The organism is Streptomyces sp. NPDC026672, from assembly GCF_040638185.1.
GTDB lineage: Bacteria > Actinomycetota > Actinomycetes > Streptomycetales > Streptomycetaceae > Streptomyces.
Genome location: NZ_JBEZXS010000024.1, coordinates 60578 through 77839, shown reverse-complemented (window position 1 = coordinate 77839; position 17262 = coordinate 60578). Strand labels below are relative to the sequence as shown.

Below are 17262 nucleotides of genomic sequence, written 5' to 3'. Positions count from 1 at the left end.
CGTCGACTCGGCGCCGGACTTGCCCTGTTGCCCTGAGGCGTACGGCGTTCACCCCGCGCGGCGCAGCGCCGCCGGGGTGGTGCCGAGGCGGGCGCGCATCACCCGGGTGAGGTGCTCCTGGTGGGAGAAACCGCAGCCCGCGGCCACCTCGGCGATCGGCGCGGAACCCGCCCGCAGCAGACGGCAGGCCCGGTCCAGCCGCAGCCCCAGCAGGAACTGGTGCGGCGAGCGCCCCGTGCTCGCCCGGAATCGCCGGGTGAACTGGCTGGGGCTGAGCGCCACCGTCGCGGCGAGGTCGGCGATCGGCAGCGGCTCGGCCAGCCGCGCCTCCATGAGGTCCCGCACGGCGCCGAGTTGACGCTCGGACAAGGGCGTCGGCACGGGCACGGGCGCGGGCACGGGGGCGCCGGTCCGGTGCCCCCGTACGAGCTGCGCGGCGAGCATCGTCGTCAGATGGTCGGTGTAGGTCCGTGCCGACGGCTCCCACGCCCGCACCGCGCCCTCCAGCGCGCGCAGCAACTGCTCGGCCAGCGGATCGGTCGTGCCCAGCTCCTCCGACAACTCCACCGGCCGGCCGTCGTTCGCCTCGCGCAGCGCCGCGTCCGTCAGGTACGCGTGGATCGTGTCGAGTCTGCCGCCCAGTTCCACGGCGAGCGTGCGCCCCGCCGGCTGGACGAAGAGGCCGCCCGCCGGGACGGCCCGCGAACGCCGCGCCGCACCCCGGCCCCGGCGCACGGTGACGGGCCCGGTGAGATGCAGGATGACCAGATGCGTGGCCGCCGGTTCGAAGGCGGCCCGGTACGGCTCCTCGGCCTGCGCGGACAGGTACAGCCGCTCCCAGCCGAGGCCCGAGCTGCTGCACCGCGCCCGTACCCCCGGCTGCCGCAGGATGCCGACCGTGTCGGCCGGACCGAGTTCCGCCATGGTGCGACCTCCTCGTGGCACCGTCAGTAGTTGAAGAATAAAACTCGGAGCGGTGAATGGCACAGCGGTGAATGGCACAGCGGTCAATGGCGCAGCGGTGAACGGCACGGGGACGCGGCGTTCCGCGGAGGCGTGCGTCAACTCCCGAGACGCGTGCCGTTCCGCGTGACGGCGGACATATTACTGTCCGTTCCGCGGGGATATGTCGGCACATGTCGCCAGCATGGTTCGGTTAATGATTGCGCACGAGCTGGTTGCGGGCGGGTGAGCGGGTCATGATGACCCCATGACGTTAGCCTCGCGCGCTCTCGCGCAGCTGGCGACCTGGCCCGACCTGAGCCAAGTCGAACCGAGCTGCGGTCTGGGACAGGCGCTCAGTTCCTCGCAGGGCGAGATCGCCCACTTCCACTCGGAACGCGATGTCGATCTGCATCTGACGAACCGTGCGATCCGCCGGTTCTCCCGTGACCTGAGGGGGTCCGGAGCCGTCCGTCTCGTGCCCGGCTCCCAGTGGGTGACCCTGCGCCTCGACGCCTCGAGCGACGTGGACCTCCTGATGACCCTGGTGAGCGTCGCCCTCCAGGCCCAGCACGCCTGGCCCGACCCGGTCGGGCGGCCCGAGATCGGCTGCAACGACCAGCGGGGCGCGGGCTTCGTCCGCGCGGTCTCCGGCGGCATCTGACGGCGCGCACCGGGTGGTCACACGGTGACGACCCGGACGCCGGCCTCCTCGAAACGGCGCACGTCGTGCGCGGACACGGACGCGTCCGTCACCAGTGTGTCCACCAGCTCGGCCCCGCAGATCCGGGCGAACGCCCGCTGCCCGAGCTTGCTGGAGTCCGCCGCGACGACCACCCTGGCGGCCCGCTCGCACAGCAGCCGGTTGATCGCGGCCTCCGCCTCGTCGTGCGCCGCCGCGCCGTGCGCCACGTCGAAGGCGACCACCCCGAGCACCGCCACGTCGAGCGTGATCTGCCCGAGCACCCCGTCCGCGAGCGGCCCGACCAGCTCGTACGACTGCGGCCGCGCGACCCCGCCGGTCACCACGATCTTGAACTGCGGGCGTACGGCGAGCTCGTTCGCGATGTTGAGCGCATTGGTGACGACGGTCAACGCCGGTGAACCGGAGGCGAGTTCGGGCCGCACCGCCAGGGCGCGGGCCACCTCCGTGGTGGTCGTGCCGCCGGTCAGACCCACCGCCTCGCCCGGCGCGACGAGACCGGCGACCGCCCGCGCGATGCGCTGCTTCTCGGAGGCGCGGCGAGCGGTCTTGTAGCGCAACGGCAGCTCGTACGAGACCCCGTGCACCACCGCGCCGCCCCGGGTGCGCACCAGCATCTGCTGCTCGGCCAGCTGGTCGAGGTCCCGGCGGATCGTCGCGGGCGAGACCGACAGCTCGGCCGCCGCCTCCTCGACGTCCAGCCGGCCTCGCTCCACGAGCAGGTCCAGCAGCGTCTTCCAGCGGGCGTCGCGCGACATCCGCGGCCTCCGTCTCTCGATCTTCCCGCGACCCTAGCGCACCCCCGTGGTCGTCCCGCCGCCGTCCGAGTTCGGTAAGCATGCTTGATTGTGCTCGAAACCTCGCTATATCTTGCAGAAAAAATCAGCCGGGAGGGGCGGGGCATGACCCATGTCGAGGACGAGCTGAACAGCCAGCCCGAGTGCTGGATCCGCGCCGCGGGCCTGGTAGGGCGGCACCGCGAGGCACTGGGAGCACCGGGGGAGCGGGTCGCGATCGTCGGCTGCGGCACCTCGTACTTCATGGCACAGTCCGCCGCCGCCCTGCGCGAGGGCGCGGGCGGGGGCGAGACGGACGCCTTCGCCGCCTCCGAGTTCCCCCGGGCCCGCGCCTACGACCGGGTGGTGGCCCTCACCCGCTCCGGCACCACCACCGAAGTCCTCACCCTGCTCGGCGAGTTGAAGGGCCACACCCCGACGACCGCCGTCACCGCCGACCCCGACACCCCCGTGCCGGCCGCCGCCGACGAGACCGTGGTCCTCGACTTCGCCGACGAACGCTCCGTCGTCCAGACCCGGTTCGCCACCACCGCGCTCACCCTCGTCCGAGCCGCCCTCGGCCTGCACACCGATTCCGTCGTCGCCGACGCCCGCACCGCCCTGTCCGACCCGTTGCCGCCGGGCCTCGACGAGTGCGCGCAGTACACCTTCCTCGGCCGGGGCTGGAGCGTCGGACTCGCCCACGAGGCCGCCCTCAAGATGCGCGAGGCGTCCCAGTCCTGGACCGAGTCCTACCCGGCCACGGAGTACCGGCACGGACCCATCAGCATCACCACCCGCTCCACCGCCACCTGGATGCTCGGCACGGCACCCGACGGACTCGCCGAACAGGTCCGCGCCACCGGCGGCCGGTGGATCGAGGGCACGCTCGACCCGCTCGCCGAACTCGTCCGCGCCCAGCGGCTCGCCGTCGCCGTCGCCGCCCGCCGCGGCCTCGACCCCGACCGGCCGCGCCACCTCACCCGCTCGGTGATCCTCGCCCCCTGACCCGCCTCCCCGGAAAGGAGCAGGCACCGTGCCCCTCGCACTCACCGGCGAGCTGATCTCCCGCGCCGCGGCCACCCACTCGGCCGTCGCCGCGTTCAACGTCGTCACCCTCGAACACGTCGAGGCCGTCGTCACCGGCGCCGAGGCGGCCGACGCCCCCGTCGTCCTCCAAGTCAGCGAGAACGCCGTCAAGTTCCGCCACGGACGGCTGCTCCCGCTGGCCCGTGCCGCCGTCGCCGCCGCCGAACGCGCCCGCGTGCCCGTCGCGCTGCACCTCGACCACGTACGCAGCGACGACCTCCTGCGCCAGGCGCCCGGCGCCGGATTCGGCTCGGTGATGTACGACGCCGCGTTCCTGCCCTACGCCGACAACCTCGCCGCGACGCGCGCCGCCGCCGACTGGGCGCACGCCCAAGGGCTGTGGATCGAGGCCGAGTTGGGGGAGATCGGCGGCAAGGACGGACAGCCGCCGCCCGACCCGCACGAGCCGGGTTCGCGCACCGACCCGGACCAGGCCCGTGCCTTCGTCGCCGGCACCGGAGTGGACGCGCTCGCCGTCGCCGTCGGCAGCGTCCACGCCATGACCTCCCGCACCGCGGCCCTCGACCACGGCCTCATCGCCCGGCTCTCGACCGCGCTCGCCGTGCCGCTCGTGCTGCACGGCTCCTCCGGCGTGCCCGACGACGGACTGGCCGCGGCCGTCAGGGGCGGCATCACCAAGGTCAACGTCGGCACCGCGCTCAACGCCGCGATGACCGGTGCCATCCGCGACTTCCTCGGCACCCACCCCCGGGCCGTCGACTCCCGCACGTACCTCGGCGTCGGGCGCGAGGCGATGGCCGAGGAGGTCACCCGCATCATCCACGTCCTCGGCCGGGCCCGCCCTTGACGGCTCCCCGCCACGCACCGCACCGGACGGACCGGCCCCGTACGGGGGTGTCGCGGGCGCGGGCTACTTCCTGACCGCCTTGAGCACCACGAACTTCGGGTCACCGGCGACCAGTTCGCTGTTCCCGAACAGCCGCCGCAGCTTGACGTGATGGCCGAGATGACGGTTGGCGACCACCCACAGCTCGCCCCCCGGCCGCAGCGCCTGCTTGGCCCCGCTGAACATCCGCCACGCGGTGGCCTCGCTGGTCGCCTGGTGCGAGTGGAACGGCGGGTTGTTCAGCACGACGTCCACACTGCCGTCCGCCACCCCGGCCAGCGCGTCGCCGACCCGGAACTCGGCGTGCCCCGGCACCCCGTTGGCCTTGTACGTGGCCTCCGCGGAGGCCACCGCCTGGTACGACTCGTCCACGAACAGCACCTCGGTCTCGGGGTCGGCCAGCGCCACCGCCGTCCCCACGACGCCGTTGCCGCAGCCCAGGTCCACCACCCGCCGCAGACCCCGCTGCCGCGGCAGGTGCCGGAGGAAGAACCGCGTACCGATGTCGAGCCGGTCGGCGCAGAAGACGCCCGCGTGGTTGACGACCGTGTGCCCGGAGATCGCGCCGATGCCGTCCGGCAGGGAGTAGCTGTACGGCCACGGGTTGACGGGCCGCTCCAGCGAGGGGTCGGGGGAGCAGTGGATCAGCCGGGCCTTCTGCCGCGCCAGTGAGGTGCGGGTCGGCCCGAGGATCCGCTCGAACAGGCGCAGCGTCGAGGTGTGGATCTCCTTCACCATGCCCGTGCCGACGACGACGGTGTCCTCGTGCACCCGGGGGGCGAGCCGCAGCAGCTGGTCCTCCAGCAGCGCCAGGCTCTTCGGCACCCGCACCAGCAGCACGTCCACACGGTCCGGCGGAGGGTCCTGTGTGGTCAGCAACGGGACGACACCGGGGGCGACGCCGGCGCGCGCGAGGTTCACCCGCGTCGCCTCCTGACCGAGGAACGAGTCCGTGATCTGCGTCGGCCCGTGCTCGGCCAGCGCCGTGACCAGCGCGCCCCAGCGGTCCCCGACGACCACCACCGTGCCGGACAGCGGCACCCGCTCCTCGGCCAGGTGCCGCAGCAGATGGCCGTCCGCGGCGTCCCAGGCACGCAGCCGGTCGCGGGGGTCGTCCGGGAAACGGGAGAGCGCGAACTCGCCCCACTCAGTCGTCATACGCTCACTCATCGCCCCTCCAGGCTAGCGGAGCCCCAGCTCAGCCCCGCCGCCCCGCTCGTCCCACCCGCCGTCCGCCCCACCGGACCCTGCCGGGACCTTCCCCGGGGCCGAGCGGTGCCCCCGTCGGACGCCCCCGGCGGGGCACCGTGGGGTTTTGGCAGGATGGAGGCATGGAGCAGGAACTGTTCCCCAGGCCGCGCAGGCAGGTCGCGGAGGGCGCCGTGCACATGCCCGACTGGCTGGACGCCGACGCCCAGCGCGAGCTGCTCGCCGCCTGCCGGGAGTGGGCGCGTCCGCCCGCCGGACTGCGCACGGTCCGCACGCCCGGCGGCGGCACGATGACCGCACGCCAGGTGTGCCTGGGCTGGCACTGGTACCCGTACGCCTACGCCCGTACCGTCGTCGACGGCGACGGCGCGCCCGTGAAACCCTTCCCCGCCTGGCTCGGCGACCTCGGCCGCCGGGCCGTGACCGACGCGCTCGGACCGGGGGCGGCGCGCGGCGCGGCGTACGACATCGCGCTGATCAACTTCTACGACGGCGACGCCCGCATGGGCATGCACCGCGACGCCGACGAGCGCTCCGACGCCCCGGTGGTGTCGCTGAGCCTCGGCGACACCTGCGTCTTCCGCTTCGGCAACACCGAGACCCGTACCAAGCCCTACACGGACGTCGAACTGCGCGGCGGCGACCTGTTCGTCTTCGGCGGCCCCTCCCGCCTCGCCCACCACGGAGTGCCCCGCGTCCACCCGGGCACGGCACCACCCGCGTTGGGCCTGACGGGACGCCTGAACGTCACGCTGCGCGTGAGTGGCCGGTAGGTTGCTGCGACGGCCGGACAGGACGCGGATCATGGGAGACTCGCCCTCATGAGCGGCAAGGCGGACCCCCGGGCGGCGGGGGATGGGACCACCCCGAGAACGCGGCTGGACCGGGGGCGCGGCGCGCTCGGTCCCGCGTTGGAGCTCGTGCACACCGGGCGCGCGCCGACCCGGGCGGTGCTCACGGCCGAACTCGGCGTCACCCGGGCGACGGCGGGCGCGGTCGCCGCCGAACTGGAGGCCCTCGGCCTGATCAGGGTGGACGCGAGGCCGGCCGCGGCGGCCGGCTCCCAGGGCCGCCCCTCGCACCGTCTGGAGGTCGCCGAGGACGGCCCGGTCGCGCTCGCCGCCCAGGTGCACGCCGACGGCTTCCGGGCCGCGCTGGTCGGACTCGGCGGGCGGATCGTGGCGACGGCGCCCGGCTGCGAGGACGTGGACGAGAATCCGGCCAAGGTGCTCGGCTCGGTCGTCGAGGCGGGCGCCGAACTGCTGCGCCGGACCGGACTGCGCTGCGTCGGTGCGGGCCTCGCCGTGCCGTCCGCGGTCGCCGAGCCCGACGGCCTCGCCCTCAACCCCCTGCACCTGGCCTGGCCGGTGGGCGCCCCGGTGCGGCGGATCTTCGGGGAGTGCGTGCGCGCCGCCGGGATCACCGGCCCGGCGTTCGCGGGCAACGACGTCAACCTCGCCGCGCTCGCCGAACACCGGCACGGCGCGGGACGCGGGGCGCGCGACCTGCTGTGCGTGGCGACCGGGCACCGGGGCGTGGGCGGGGCGCTGGTGCTCGACGGGCGTCTGCACACGGGCAGTTCGGGGCTCGCCCTGGAGGTCGGGCACCTCACCGTGAACCCCGAGGGGCGGCCCTGCTACTGCGGCGGCCGGGGCTGTCTGGACGTCGAGGCGGACCCGCTGGCGCTGCTCCTGGAGGCCGGGCGCACCCCCGGTCCCGAGGTGTCCCTGCTCCAGCAGGCGATCGACCTCGTCGCCGGCCACTACGACGACCCGACGGTCCGCGGGGCGACCGAGGTGCTGATCGACCGGCTCGGCCTCGGGCTCGCGGGTCTGGTGAACATCCTCAACCCCGACCGCATCATCCTCGGCGGTATGCACCGTACGCTCCTCGACGCCGATCCCGAACGGCTGCGCGCGGTGGTGGCCGACCGCAGTCTGTGGGGGCAGAGCGGCGGGGTGCCCATCCTCGCCTGCACACTCGACCACAACAGCCTTGTCGGAGCCGCCGAGTTGGCGTGGCAACCGGTGCTGGACGATCCGCTGGGGGCGCTCCGGTGACACCGTCCGTGGAACTCTTCGAGGTACGGGACCTACGGCTGGAGGAGACGGCGCCGCCGGTCCTGTCCGCCGCCGACCGGGCGGACCGGGACCGGGTGTGGGAGGAGGCGGTGCGGCACAATCCCACGCTGTTCGACGGGCCGGTGGTCGCGGTCACCGGACTGACCCGGGAGGGACCGTACGGGCTGCGCGTGTCCTGGACCCGTACGACCTACCGCCACCACGCCCTGCGCCGCGTCCGGGGCGCCACCTCCTGGCTGCCCGCACTGTTCGTCTCGGTGGTCCAGCCGTCGACCGACGGCACGGTCCTGGTGGGCCGCATGGCGTCGTGGACCGCGACGCCCGGCCGCTGGCAGCTGCCCGGCGGCTCGGTCGAACCCCCGCCCGACGGCGAGGACTTGGACCTGACCGCGGTCCGCGGCGAGGCCGCCCGCGAACTCCGCGAGGAGACCGGCATCACCGCCCCGCCCGAGAGTCTCTCCCTCTGCCTGGCCACGCGGTCCACGTCGATCGGCCTGATCTTCAAGTCCCGGCCCCTGCCCCCGGCCACCCTCCACACGGCCCACAACTCCCTTGCCGAGAGCCACGCTTCGGGCCCCCACCCGCCGGAGTTCGACGAGATCGCCCTCCTCCGCACCCCCGCGACGTCCCTCCCGGCCGGCGGGACGGCCTATCTGGAACACGTGCTGAACCATCACGCGACCAGGTGAACCCGTACTCCCCACGGGGTACGCCCACTGCCGCCGGTCGTACGACGACCCGGACCCCCTCCACCGGTCAGTCTCGACGTGTCATCACCCCTTGCCCGCTTCGACACTGGGAGACGAACCGAGATGCAGACCTTGGCGAACTGGGACGGCGGACCCGGCCCGTGGATCCTGTTCTTCCCGCTGATCTGGGCGGCCGTCGTGGTCGGCGTCGTGACGCTGCTGCGCCGCACGTCCCGGCGCGGCCCGTGGCGTGCCATGGGCCCGGCCCGCCCGTCGGGCGACTCGCCCATCGCGATCCTCGGCCGCCGCTTCGCCACGGGCGAGATCGACGAGGACGAGTACTGGCGCCGACTCTCCGTCCTGGCCGAGCAGTTCGGCCACCCCGCCCACACCCCGACCTGACCCCACCCACCGCCGGGCAGCGTGCCGTCGGCCCCGGCGAGCCACCCCGGCCCGAGGGCCGCAGGCGTTCGTCAGCCGACGGCGGCCGGGCGGGCGGAAGCGGGTGCGGCGGGTACCGGCTCGACCTCGGTGAATCGCGGCACCGTCTGTTCCACGGTCGCCGCCACCCGCCGGGGCGGACGCGCCGGCCCGGTCCTCTTCGCCGGCTCGACGGCCGCGGGCAGGGTGAACCACACGACCTTGCCCTCGTCGCCGTCCGGCCGCGCGCCCCAGCTCTCGCTGACCGCGGCCACCATGGCCAGGCCGCGTCCGCCGGTGTCCAGCGGCTCCGCGTCCTCGACCACGGGAAGGCGCGGATCGTTGTCGCGGACCGACACCGTGAGCCGGCCGGGCAGCAACTCCATCCGGACCGTGCACAGTTTGTCGGGCTGGGCGTGCCGGTGGACGTTGCTGAGCAGTTCCGTCACACCGAGCGAGGCCCGGTCTATCAATGTGTCCATGTGCCAGTAGCGCAACTGCGCAGATACGATTCTGCGGACCTGGCCGATCCGTGCCGGCAAGGCCTGGAGCTCTACGGTGCAGTGTCTGTTCGGGTGACTGATCACGGCTGCGACTCCCCGACGTGAGGTCCGGAAGAACACGGAGTACGGATCCGGCAGGATGCCCACGTTCTGGCGGCGTCTGCCGTTGTGTCCGGCGGGCTGGTTCGCAGCGTGATCGCCGGTAAACCCAGAGTGACGTGAGACAAGCGTGACGCAGGACACATCGCCCCGCAACTCGCCACGGCTCAGCGGCCGCGACCGGCCGCCCTGCGCACGGCCTCGATGAACCGGCGCGCGGCCGGCGGACCCGGCTCGCCCGGCGCGGGGTCGTGGTCGCCCAGCGTGAGCAGATACCGATTCCCGTTGAGCTCGGCCAACGCCTGGTCGTCCGGCGCGAACCACGGCTTCGACGCGCGCACCGCCTGCACGGGCGCACTGTCGATCTCGCTGCCGTAGCTGGTCAGCAGCTCCAGCCTGCCGTCGTTGATGCGGACCTTCCCGGCCCGGGTGAGCGACCGCAGCCGCTTCCCGATCCGCACGCCATTGGCCGTGAACTCCGGCTCCGCCATCCTTCCCCGCCCCCTTCGTGCGCGCCCTCCGTCGGCCCGGGGCCCGTGCGGGCCGCTCCGGTGCCGTCCGGCTCCCGATCCATCCAGTGTGCGCCCTGCTCCGGAGTGCAGTCTGCCCGGACCCCGCGGAGAGCACCAGTACGCATACGGTCCGACCGTACGCGCTCGGAGCACGCGCCGTCACGCGCCCCCCGAGGGCCGCCCCGGGGCCCCGCCCCCCTGACCGGCTTTGGCTTGCCCAAAGGTGTGTTTATGCAGGTGAGGGACATGATGGAGATGTCTATCATCGGGACGTCGACCGTACCGCGGCGACGTCGGCGTCAACTGTAAGGAGCACCGCCGTGAGCACCACCCCACAGACCCGGCCGGGCGCCACCCTCGACGTCGACCGCAGTGACGACGCCTACCGGAGCTGGCTCAAGGAGGCCGTCCGCAAGGTCCAGGCCGACGCCAACCGCTCCGCCGACACCCATCTGCTGCGCTTCCCGCTGCCCGAGCCCTGGGGCATCGACCTGTACCTCAAGGACGAGTCGACCCATCCGACCGGCAGCCTCAAGCACCGCCTCGCCCGCTCCCTGTTCCTCTACGGCCTGTGCAACGGCTGGATCCGCCCCGGGCGTCCGGTGATCGAGGCGTCCAGCGGCTCGACGGCCGTCTCCGAGGCGTACTTCGCCAAACTCATCGGCGTCCCGTTCGTCGCCGTGATGCCGCGCACCACCAGTGCCGAGAAGTGCCGGCTCATCGAATTCCACGGCGGGCGCTGTCACTTCGTCGACGACTCACGCAAGATGTACGAGGAGTCGGCCCGCCTCGCGACGGAGACCGGCGGCCACTACATGGACCAGTTCACCTACGCCGAGCGGGCCACGGACTGGCGCGGCAACAACAACATCGCCGAATCCGTCTTCCGCCAGCTGGAGTTGGAGCGCTTCCCGCAGCCCGCCTGGATCGTCGCCACGGCGGGCACCGGCGGCACCTCCGCGACCATCGCGCGCTACGTCCACTACATGCAGTACGACACCCGCATCTGCGTCGCCGACCCCGAGAACTCCTGCTTCTTCGAGGGCTGGACGACCGGCGACCCCGACGTCACCTGCGACTGCGGCTCCCGCATCGAGGGCATCGGCCGCCCCCGGATGGAGCCGAGCTTCGTGCCCGGCGCCGTCGACCGCATGATGAAGGTCCCGGACGCCGCCAGCGTCGCCGCCGTCCGGGCCCTGGAACGGGCCATCGGACGCAAGGCGGGCGGCTCGACCGGCACCGGCCTGTGGAGCGCCCTGAAGATCGTCTCCGAGATGGTCGCCGAGGGGCGCCGGGGCAGCGTGGTGACCCTCCTGTGCGATCCCGGCGACCGCTACCTCGACAAGTACTACTCCGACTCCTGGCTGGAGGAGCAGAAACTGGACATCACTCCGTACACGGCGGCCATCGACTCCCTGCTGGAGACCGGGGCCTGGCCGGACTGACCCCGCCGCCCGCCGCCCGCCGCCCGCGGTCAGACGTCCGCGTCCTCGCCCGGCTCGCCCGCCACCACCAGCCGCAGATGCTCGGCGATCTCGTCCCGCGCCGCACGCGGCAGCCCCGCGTCGGTCACCAGCGTGTCGACCTCCTCCAGCCCGGCGAAGGAACTCAGGCCCACCGTCCCCCACTTGGTGTGGTCGGCCACCACCACGACCCGCCGCGCCGACTGCACCAGCCGCCGGTTGGTCTCGGCCTCCGCGAGGTTCGGCGTCGACAGCCCCGCCTCCACCGATATGCCGTGCACCCCGAGGAACAGCAGATCGAAGTGGAGCGCCGCGATCGCCCGGTCCGCCACCGGACCCACCAGCGAGTCCGACGGCGTGCGCACCCCGCCGGTCAGCACCACCGTGGCCGCGCCCTGCCGGGGGCCCGAGGTGCGCTGCGCCACGTGGAAGACGTCGGCGACCCGCACCGAGTTCGTCACCACCGTCAGATCCGGCACCTCGATCAGCTGGTGCGCCAGCGCGTAGGTCGTCGTACCCCCCGACAGCGCGATCGCCGTCCCCGGCGTGACCAGCGCGGCCGCGGCCCGCGCGATGTCCTCCTTGGCGCTCAGCTCCAGCCCCGACTTGGCCTCGAAGCCCGGCTCGTGCGTGCTCGCCTCGACCACCGGCACCGCGCCGCCGTGCACCTTCTCCAGGACCCCCTGCCGGGCGAGCGCGTCCAGGTCGCGGCGCACCGTCATGTCCGACACACCCAGCTTGCGCGTCAGTTCGTTGACCCGGACACCACCGCGGCGCCGGACCTCGTCCAGGATCAGAGTGCGCCGCTGCTCCGCGAGGAGGTTCTGATTCTCACTCACGTACGCTCCGGTCCTTTCGCCTCAAGCCGCCGACACGCCCGCCGCATCGGTTCCGACCAGGACGTTCCACCCTCCGTCGATGCGCGGACGCCCCATCTTTTCACGGGACGGTCCAGGTTGCGCCACCACCTGTACCGACGCGCGCATGCCATTCGGACAGTCCGCGTACCACCATTCGTCACACGGACAGGGGAGATTCGGTGTGGAGAGGTGTAAGTCACACCGCCAGCGGAGATCCTGTGCCCGCGACAGCGACCGACGGCGCGTCACCGGGGGAGTGCGGAAACAGTGGAACGAGCGCAGGAAAGGCCCGCGGGCAAGAGCACGCGGACACCCGCCGCGAGACCGGGGCAGGCGGAGACCGACCTGGAACTCCTGGTCCACGGAGTCGGCGGCGCCACCCCCCAGAAGATGCTCGACGACCCGCGCACGGTGCGCGTCTCCGGCGACGACACCGCCGCCGTCTTCCGCCGCGCCGCGGACGCCCACGCCGAGGACCGCCCCGCGGCCCACCGGGGCCGCCCCGTCCCCGAGGCGTACGTCTGGTGCAACCTCACCTCCGGCAACGCCGCCCGCGCCCTGTGGCTGCTGCTCCTGCCCTTCATGGTGGTCAACCTCGCCCACTGGATGCGCCCCGCCGCCCGCGACCGCGACCGCGCGATCCGCCTCTACGGCCTGCTCGTCCGGCTCGTCGGCCTCACCCTGACCGTGCTGTTCGTCGCCGCCGCCTGCGAGGTCGCCCTGGACCTCACCGCCTGGCAGTGCGTCGGCGCCGACGCCTGCGCCCGCCGCCACACCTGGCTGGGCTTCCTGTCGCCCACCCTTTCCCACGACGGCTGGTGGAGCACGCCCGGCCGCCGCCTCGCCCTCGCCGCACTCGTCCCCACCGCGCTCACCGGCCTGCTCTGGTACCTCTCCCACCGCACCTGGAGCGCCTACGAGTCCCAGCCGCCCCCGACCGGCGAGTCCGGCCCCGACGACGACACCGCCCACACCTCCCTCGGCAGGCCCGGCTTCTGGTACGGCCGCCGCCTCGTCGCCCGGCTGCGCGCCGCCCACACCGCCGCCGGCCTGCTCACGGTCGCCGCCGCCGTCGCCGCCCCCGCCGCCCGGGCGCCCGGCGGATCCACGGCACTCGACCTGTTCGGACGCTCCCTGGCCGCGGGACTCGCCGCCGCGGCCGTCGTCGTGCTGTGGGTCGTGTGCCGACGCGGCCGCACCGAGAACCGCCTCGACCGCGAACTCGACCGGCACCTCGTGCACCGCCTCCCGCTCGCCGCCCTCGCCCTGCTCCTCCTCACCCTCGTGTACGCCGGCTGGTCACGGCCGGGCTGGCACTCCACGGGCCGGCTGTCCGGCAACGCCGCCTTCGGCGCGCTCGCCCTCGCCCAGGGCGTACTGGTCGTCGCCCTCGCCGTCGTCGCCCACGTCCTGCACCGCACCCACCGCGACCCGCGCGCCGCCCTGCGTGGCTTCGGCGGGCCCTGCGTCGCGCTGCTCGCCTGCGCGCTCGGCGGAGTGATGTCCGGCGGCGTCGCCCAGCGCGTCGCCGACTGGCTCGACGGCACCCGCGCCACCATCGACGGCGCCCCCGTCCTGCTCACCTGGCAGGCGTCCGTGATCCCACCGCTCCTCGTCGCCGTCCTGGCCCTGAGCGCCTGGCTGGCCTGGCGCACCGTCCGGCTCGGCCGCGCCGAACGCGCCCTCGTACGGCACGACCACCCGGGCGAGCCCGAGGACCCCGCCCGCACCCGCCGGGTCGCCCGCACCCGCGCCATGGCCGCCCTCACCGACCGGGCACCGCTCCTCGTCGCCGTCGTCTCCGCCACCACCCTGCTCCTCGGCGCCGCGGCCCTCGTCGGCGGACTGACCGGCGACCGGACCCCGAGCGCCGCCGCCCAGCACACCTCACCCGTCGTCCACGGCACCGCCCAGACCGCCCAGGCACTCGGCTCCTGGCTGATCGGACTCGGCTTCCTCCTCTTCGTCACCTGGGGCCGACGCGCCTACAAGGACGCCTCCGCGCGGCGCACCATCGGCATCCTCTGGGACGTCGGCACCTTCTGGCCGCGCGCCGCCCACCCCTTCGCCCCGCCCTGCTACGCCGAACGCGCCGTGCCCGACCTCACCTGGCGCATGGCCACCTGGACCGACAGGACCGGCGGACGCCTCGTCCTGTCCGGGCACTCCCAGGGCAGCGTCCTCGCCGCCGCGGCCGCCTGGCAGCTCAGCCCGGCCGCCCGCAAGCGCGTCGCCCTGCTCACCTACGGCTCACCCCTGGAACGCCTCTACGGCCGCTGGTTCCCCGCCCACTTCGGGCCCGCCGCGCTCAGCTCCCTGCACCGCGAGGTCGCCTGCTGGCGCAACCTCTACCGGCTGACCGACCCCATCGGCGGCCCGGTCCGCCTCCCCGGCGACTGCGGCCCCGAGGTCGACCACGCGCCCCTCAAGGACCCCCTCGCCTACGGCCGCACCGCCCAGCACCCGCTGCCCGCACCGATCCTGGGCCACTCCGACTACCAGGCCGACCCCGTCTTCGACCAGGAACGCGAAAAGCTCCTGGACCGGCTGCGCCCCGAACTGCCCGGCCAGCGACCCGAGACCGGCCCCTGACCGGCCCTCACGGCAGCTCCGGCAGATCCTCCGCGAACAGCAGGGTCAGATCGTCCTTCGTGGGCTCCTCGACATGGGCGACCCGGCTCGCGTGCCGCTCCACCATCGCCTCGAACGTCTGCCGCGCCGTACGCCCGTTGCCGAAGGCGACACCCTTGGGGATCTCCGTGAAGTACTTCAGCAGCGCCTCCGACGTGCCCGGCGCCAGCCGGTACTCGTGCTCGTCGGCCTGCTGCTCCACGATCCGCAGCAACTCGTCGGGACCGTAGTCGCCGAAGGTGATGGTCCGTGAGAACCGCGACGCCACACCGGGGTTGACGGACAGGAACCGCTCCATCTCCGCCGTGTAGCCCGCGACGATCACCACCACCGCGTCCCGCTGGTCCTCCATCAGCTTCACCAGCGTGTCGATGGCCTCCTTGCCGAAGTCGCGCCCGGCGTCCTCCGGCGACAGCGCGTACGCCTCGTCGATGAACAGCACACCGCCGCGCGCCCGTTCGAAGGCCTCCTGGGTGCGGATCGCCGTGGAGCCGATGTGCTCGCCGACCAGGTCGACCCGGGAGACCTCGACCAGATGGCCCTTCTCCAGCACCCCCAGGGACGCCAGGATCTCGCCGTAGAGCCGCGCGACCGTCGTCTTGCCGGTGCCCGGCGAGCCCGTGAAGACCAGGTGCCGCTTCACGGAGGCCGCCTTCAGACCCGCCTGCTGACGGCGCCGGCCCACCTCGATCATGTCGGTGAGCGCCCGCACCTCGCGCTTGACGCTGTCCAGGCCCACCAGCGTGTCCAGTTCACCCAGCACGTCCGTCGAGGAGCGCGCCGGCTCCGGCGCGGCCGCCTCGACCAGCGGCTCCTGCTCGGTGCTGCGCTGCCCCGGGATCGCGCCGAGCAGACCGGCACCGGGCCCCGACGTCTGCAGGGCGGGCACCGCGGGCGGGGCGCCCTCCCGCGCCGCGGCCGAGCGCACCCCGCCGCTCTCGTCGCTGGTGCAGTCCTCCACGACCGGACCCGTGCCCGATCCGGCGTCCGCGAACTCGTAACCCCCGCGCGCGCACCGCTCCGTGCGGCACTTCTTCAGCGTCGCACGGCAGTCGTCGATCACATGGAAGCCGTAGCCCCCGCTGCCCGTGACCCGGCAGCCGACGAAGGTGCCCCGGCCGCCCGCCGACACGTAGAAGCCCGCCTCCGCGGGGGAGTCGACCGTGCAGCGCTCGATCGTGGGGTCCGCGCCCTTGGTGACGATCACACCGGTCTGTGTGTTGTCCACCGTGCAGTTGTTGAGCGTGCCGCCGCTGCCGTGGTCGCGGAACCAGGCGCCCGTCGCCGCGTCCCGGATCCGGCAGTCGTCGAGCTGCGCCGTGGCGCCGTCGCTCACCGACACCGCCGTGTTGCGCACCTGGGACAGATCGCTGTCGACGACGTCCGCGCGCGAACCGCGGTCCAGGACGAACAGTGCGTCCGGCACGTCGTGCACCCGGCAGGAGTCGAGCACCGCCGTCGCGCCGTCGCTCACCCACACCGCGGGATAGTCGCCGGTGCTGTCGAAGATCTCGCACTGGTTGGCGTCCACCCGGGTGCCCGGGTCCCACACCGACAGGCCGTTGCGCCCGAACCGGCGCACCGTCGTCCGCGTCAGCGTGAGGACCGAACGCGAGCGCAGGTCGACCGCGTTCTCCGGGATGTCGTGGATGCGGCAGTCGGCGAGGGTGAGCACGGCGTCCGTGTCGAGCGTGACACCGTCCGCGCTGGTGCGGTGCACATCGCAGTCGGTCAGATGGGCCGTGCCCCGCGAGGTGACCTGCGCGCCGGAGCCGCGCACCTCGTAGACCTCACAACCCACCGCCTCCAGCGCCGAGTTCTCGCCCGTCACCATCAGCCCGGAGCCCGAGGCGTGGTGCACCCGGCAGCGGTCCAGACGCGGATGCCCGCCGCCCTGCACGGCGACACCGGACTGGCCGGCCGACAGCACCTCGCACTCCTCGAACACCCCGCCGCCGCCGTCCACCACGGCGATGCCCACACCGGCCGGGTTGTCCACCGTGCAGCGCCGGACGGTCGGGCGCGCGCCGCCGCGCACCTCGATGCCCGCGGCGGACCGGGTGACGATCCGCACGTCCAGCACCTCCGGCGCGCCCTCCTCGACGAGCAGCGCGGGCGCCGCCGCGTCCTGGCCCTCCACGTGCAGGTCCTGCACCACGGCCGAGGCGCGCACGGTCAGCGGCACCCCGTCCACGGGCGCGATGCGCACCGAGCCGGGGGAGCCCTCGGGGCCGCGCAGGGTCACCGCCCGCTCGACGACGAGGTTCTCCCGGTAGGTCCCGGGGGCGATGGTGAGGACGTCGCCGTCGGCCGCGGCCTCCAGGGCGGCGGCCAGCGAGGCGTACTCACCCGTGCGGCGCCGCCACCGCGATGTGCCGGTGTGCGTCACCTGGACCGTGCCCTGTCCCATGGCGTTGCCGTGCCCCCACCTCGTCGTA

16 protein-coding genes are annotated in these 17262 nt (G+C 73.7%); 9 read left to right on the top strand and 7 right to left on the bottom strand.

Going from position 1 to position 17262, the window contains the following annotated elements; genetic code table 11:
• Positions 1-48: 48 nt before the first annotated feature.
• On the bottom strand, positions 49-924 hold the full coding sequence (locus AB0F77_RS26285) for an AraC family transcriptional regulator (protein WP_361953455.1): 876 nt from the start codon (positions 922-924) through the stop codon (positions 49-51).
• A gap of 286 nt (positions 925-1210) precedes the next feature.
• Here AB0F77_RS26285 and AB0F77_RS26280 point away from each other — a divergent pair, with 286 nt between their 5' ends.
• The gene (locus AB0F77_RS26280; protein WP_361953452.1) at positions 1211-1606 is read left to right on the top strand and encodes a luciferase family protein; all 396 of its coding nucleotides are present in this window, start codon (positions 1211-1213) and stop codon (positions 1604-1606) included.
• Between the two features lie 17 nt (positions 1607-1623).
• On the opposite strand, the gene AB0F77_RS26275 is transcribed toward AB0F77_RS26280, so the two are convergent.
• On the bottom strand, positions 1624-2403 hold the full coding sequence (locus AB0F77_RS26275) for a DeoR/GlpR family DNA-binding transcription regulator (RefSeq protein WP_361953449.1): 780 nt from the start codon (positions 2401-2403) through the stop codon (positions 1624-1626).
• Between the two features lie 144 nt (positions 2404-2547).
• Between AB0F77_RS26275 and AB0F77_RS26270 the strand changes: the two genes are divergently transcribed.
• Positions 2548-3429 (top strand): SIS domain-containing protein, encoded by an 882-nt coding sequence (locus AB0F77_RS26270; protein WP_361953446.1) that lies wholly within the window; start codon positions 2548-2550, stop codon positions 3427-3429.
• A gap of 28 nt (positions 3430-3457) precedes the next feature.
• The gene (locus AB0F77_RS26265) at positions 3458-4318 is read left to right on the top strand and encodes a class II fructose-bisphosphate aldolase (protein ID WP_361953443.1); all 861 of its coding nucleotides are present in this window, start codon (positions 3458-3460) and stop codon (positions 4316-4318) included.
• Between the two features lie 63 nt (positions 4319-4381).
• Here the strand turns inward: AB0F77_RS26265 and AB0F77_RS26260 are convergent, their stop codons facing one another.
• Positions 4382-5515: a methyltransferase gene (locus AB0F77_RS26260; RefSeq protein WP_361953440.1), complete on the bottom strand. Its 1134-nt coding sequence runs from the start codon at positions 5513-5515 to the stop codon at positions 4382-4384.
• 173 nt (positions 5516-5688) lie between these two features.
• Between AB0F77_RS26260 and AB0F77_RS26255 the strand changes: the two genes are divergently transcribed.
• From AB0F77_RS26255 to AB0F77_RS26240, 4 genes are all read left to right on the top strand, one after another.
• Positions 5689-6339: an alpha-ketoglutarate-dependent dioxygenase AlkB gene (locus AB0F77_RS26255; protein ID WP_361953437.1), complete on the top strand. Its 651-nt coding sequence runs from the start codon at positions 5689-5691 to the stop codon at positions 6337-6339.
• A 48-nt stretch (positions 6340-6387) separates the two neighbouring features.
• Positions 6388-7626, top strand: a complete 1239-nt coding sequence (locus tag AB0F77_RS26250) for an ROK family protein (protein WP_361953435.1) — start codon at positions 6388-6390, stop codon at positions 7624-7626.
• Complete coding sequence (locus AB0F77_RS26245) at positions 7623-8336, top strand: NUDIX domain-containing protein (protein ID WP_361953432.1); 714 nt, start codon at positions 7623-7625, stop codon at positions 8334-8336. The genes AB0F77_RS26250 and AB0F77_RS26245 overlap by 4 nt, the downstream gene beginning before the upstream one ends.
• A gap of 123 nt (positions 8337-8459) precedes the next feature.
• Entirely contained in the window at positions 8460-8738 is a 279-nt protein-coding gene (locus AB0F77_RS26240) for an SHOCT domain-containing protein (RefSeq protein WP_361953429.1), read from the top strand.
• 71 nt (positions 8739-8809) lie between these two features.
• Here the strand turns inward: AB0F77_RS26240 and AB0F77_RS26235 are convergent, their stop codons facing one another.
• Positions 8810-9343 carry an ATP-binding protein gene (locus tag AB0F77_RS26235; RefSeq protein ID WP_361953426.1) on the bottom strand — a complete coding sequence of 178 codons (534 nt, stop codon included), beginning with the start codon at positions 9341-9343 and terminating at the stop codon, positions 8810-8812.
• 182 nt (positions 9344-9525) lie between these two features.
• The gene (locus tag AB0F77_RS26230) at positions 9526-9849 is read right to left on the bottom strand and encodes a hypothetical protein (RefSeq protein ID WP_361953423.1); all 324 of its coding nucleotides are present in this window, start codon (positions 9847-9849) and stop codon (positions 9526-9528) included.
• A 341-nt stretch (positions 9850-10190) separates the two neighbouring features.
• Here AB0F77_RS26230 and AB0F77_RS26225 point away from each other — a divergent pair, with 341 nt between their 5' ends.
• Positions 10191-11315 carry a PLP-dependent cysteine synthase family protein gene (locus AB0F77_RS26225; RefSeq protein WP_361953420.1) on the top strand — a complete coding sequence of 375 codons (1125 nt, stop codon included), beginning with the start codon at positions 10191-10193 and terminating at the stop codon, positions 11313-11315.
• 29 nt (positions 11316-11344) lie between these two features.
• Here the strand turns inward: AB0F77_RS26225 and AB0F77_RS26220 are convergent, their stop codons facing one another.
• Positions 11345-12172 carry a DeoR/GlpR family DNA-binding transcription regulator gene (locus AB0F77_RS26220; RefSeq protein WP_361953417.1) on the bottom strand — a complete coding sequence of 276 codons (828 nt, stop codon included), beginning with the start codon at positions 12170-12172 and terminating at the stop codon, positions 11345-11347.
• Between the two features lie 288 nt (positions 12173-12460).
• Here AB0F77_RS26220 and AB0F77_RS26215 point away from each other — a divergent pair, with 288 nt between their 5' ends.
• Entirely contained in the window at positions 12461-14785 is a 2325-nt protein-coding gene (locus AB0F77_RS26215) for a hypothetical protein (RefSeq protein ID WP_361953415.1), read from the top strand.
• A gap of 7 nt (positions 14786-14792) precedes the next feature.
• Here AB0F77_RS26215 and AB0F77_RS26210 read toward each other — a convergent pair whose 3' ends face one another.
• Positions 14793-17234, bottom strand: coding sequence for a right-handed parallel beta-helix repeat-containing protein (locus tag AB0F77_RS26210; protein WP_361953412.1), 2442 nt, complete (start codon positions 17232-17234; stop codon positions 14793-14795).
• Positions 17235-17262 lie beyond the last annotated feature (28 nt).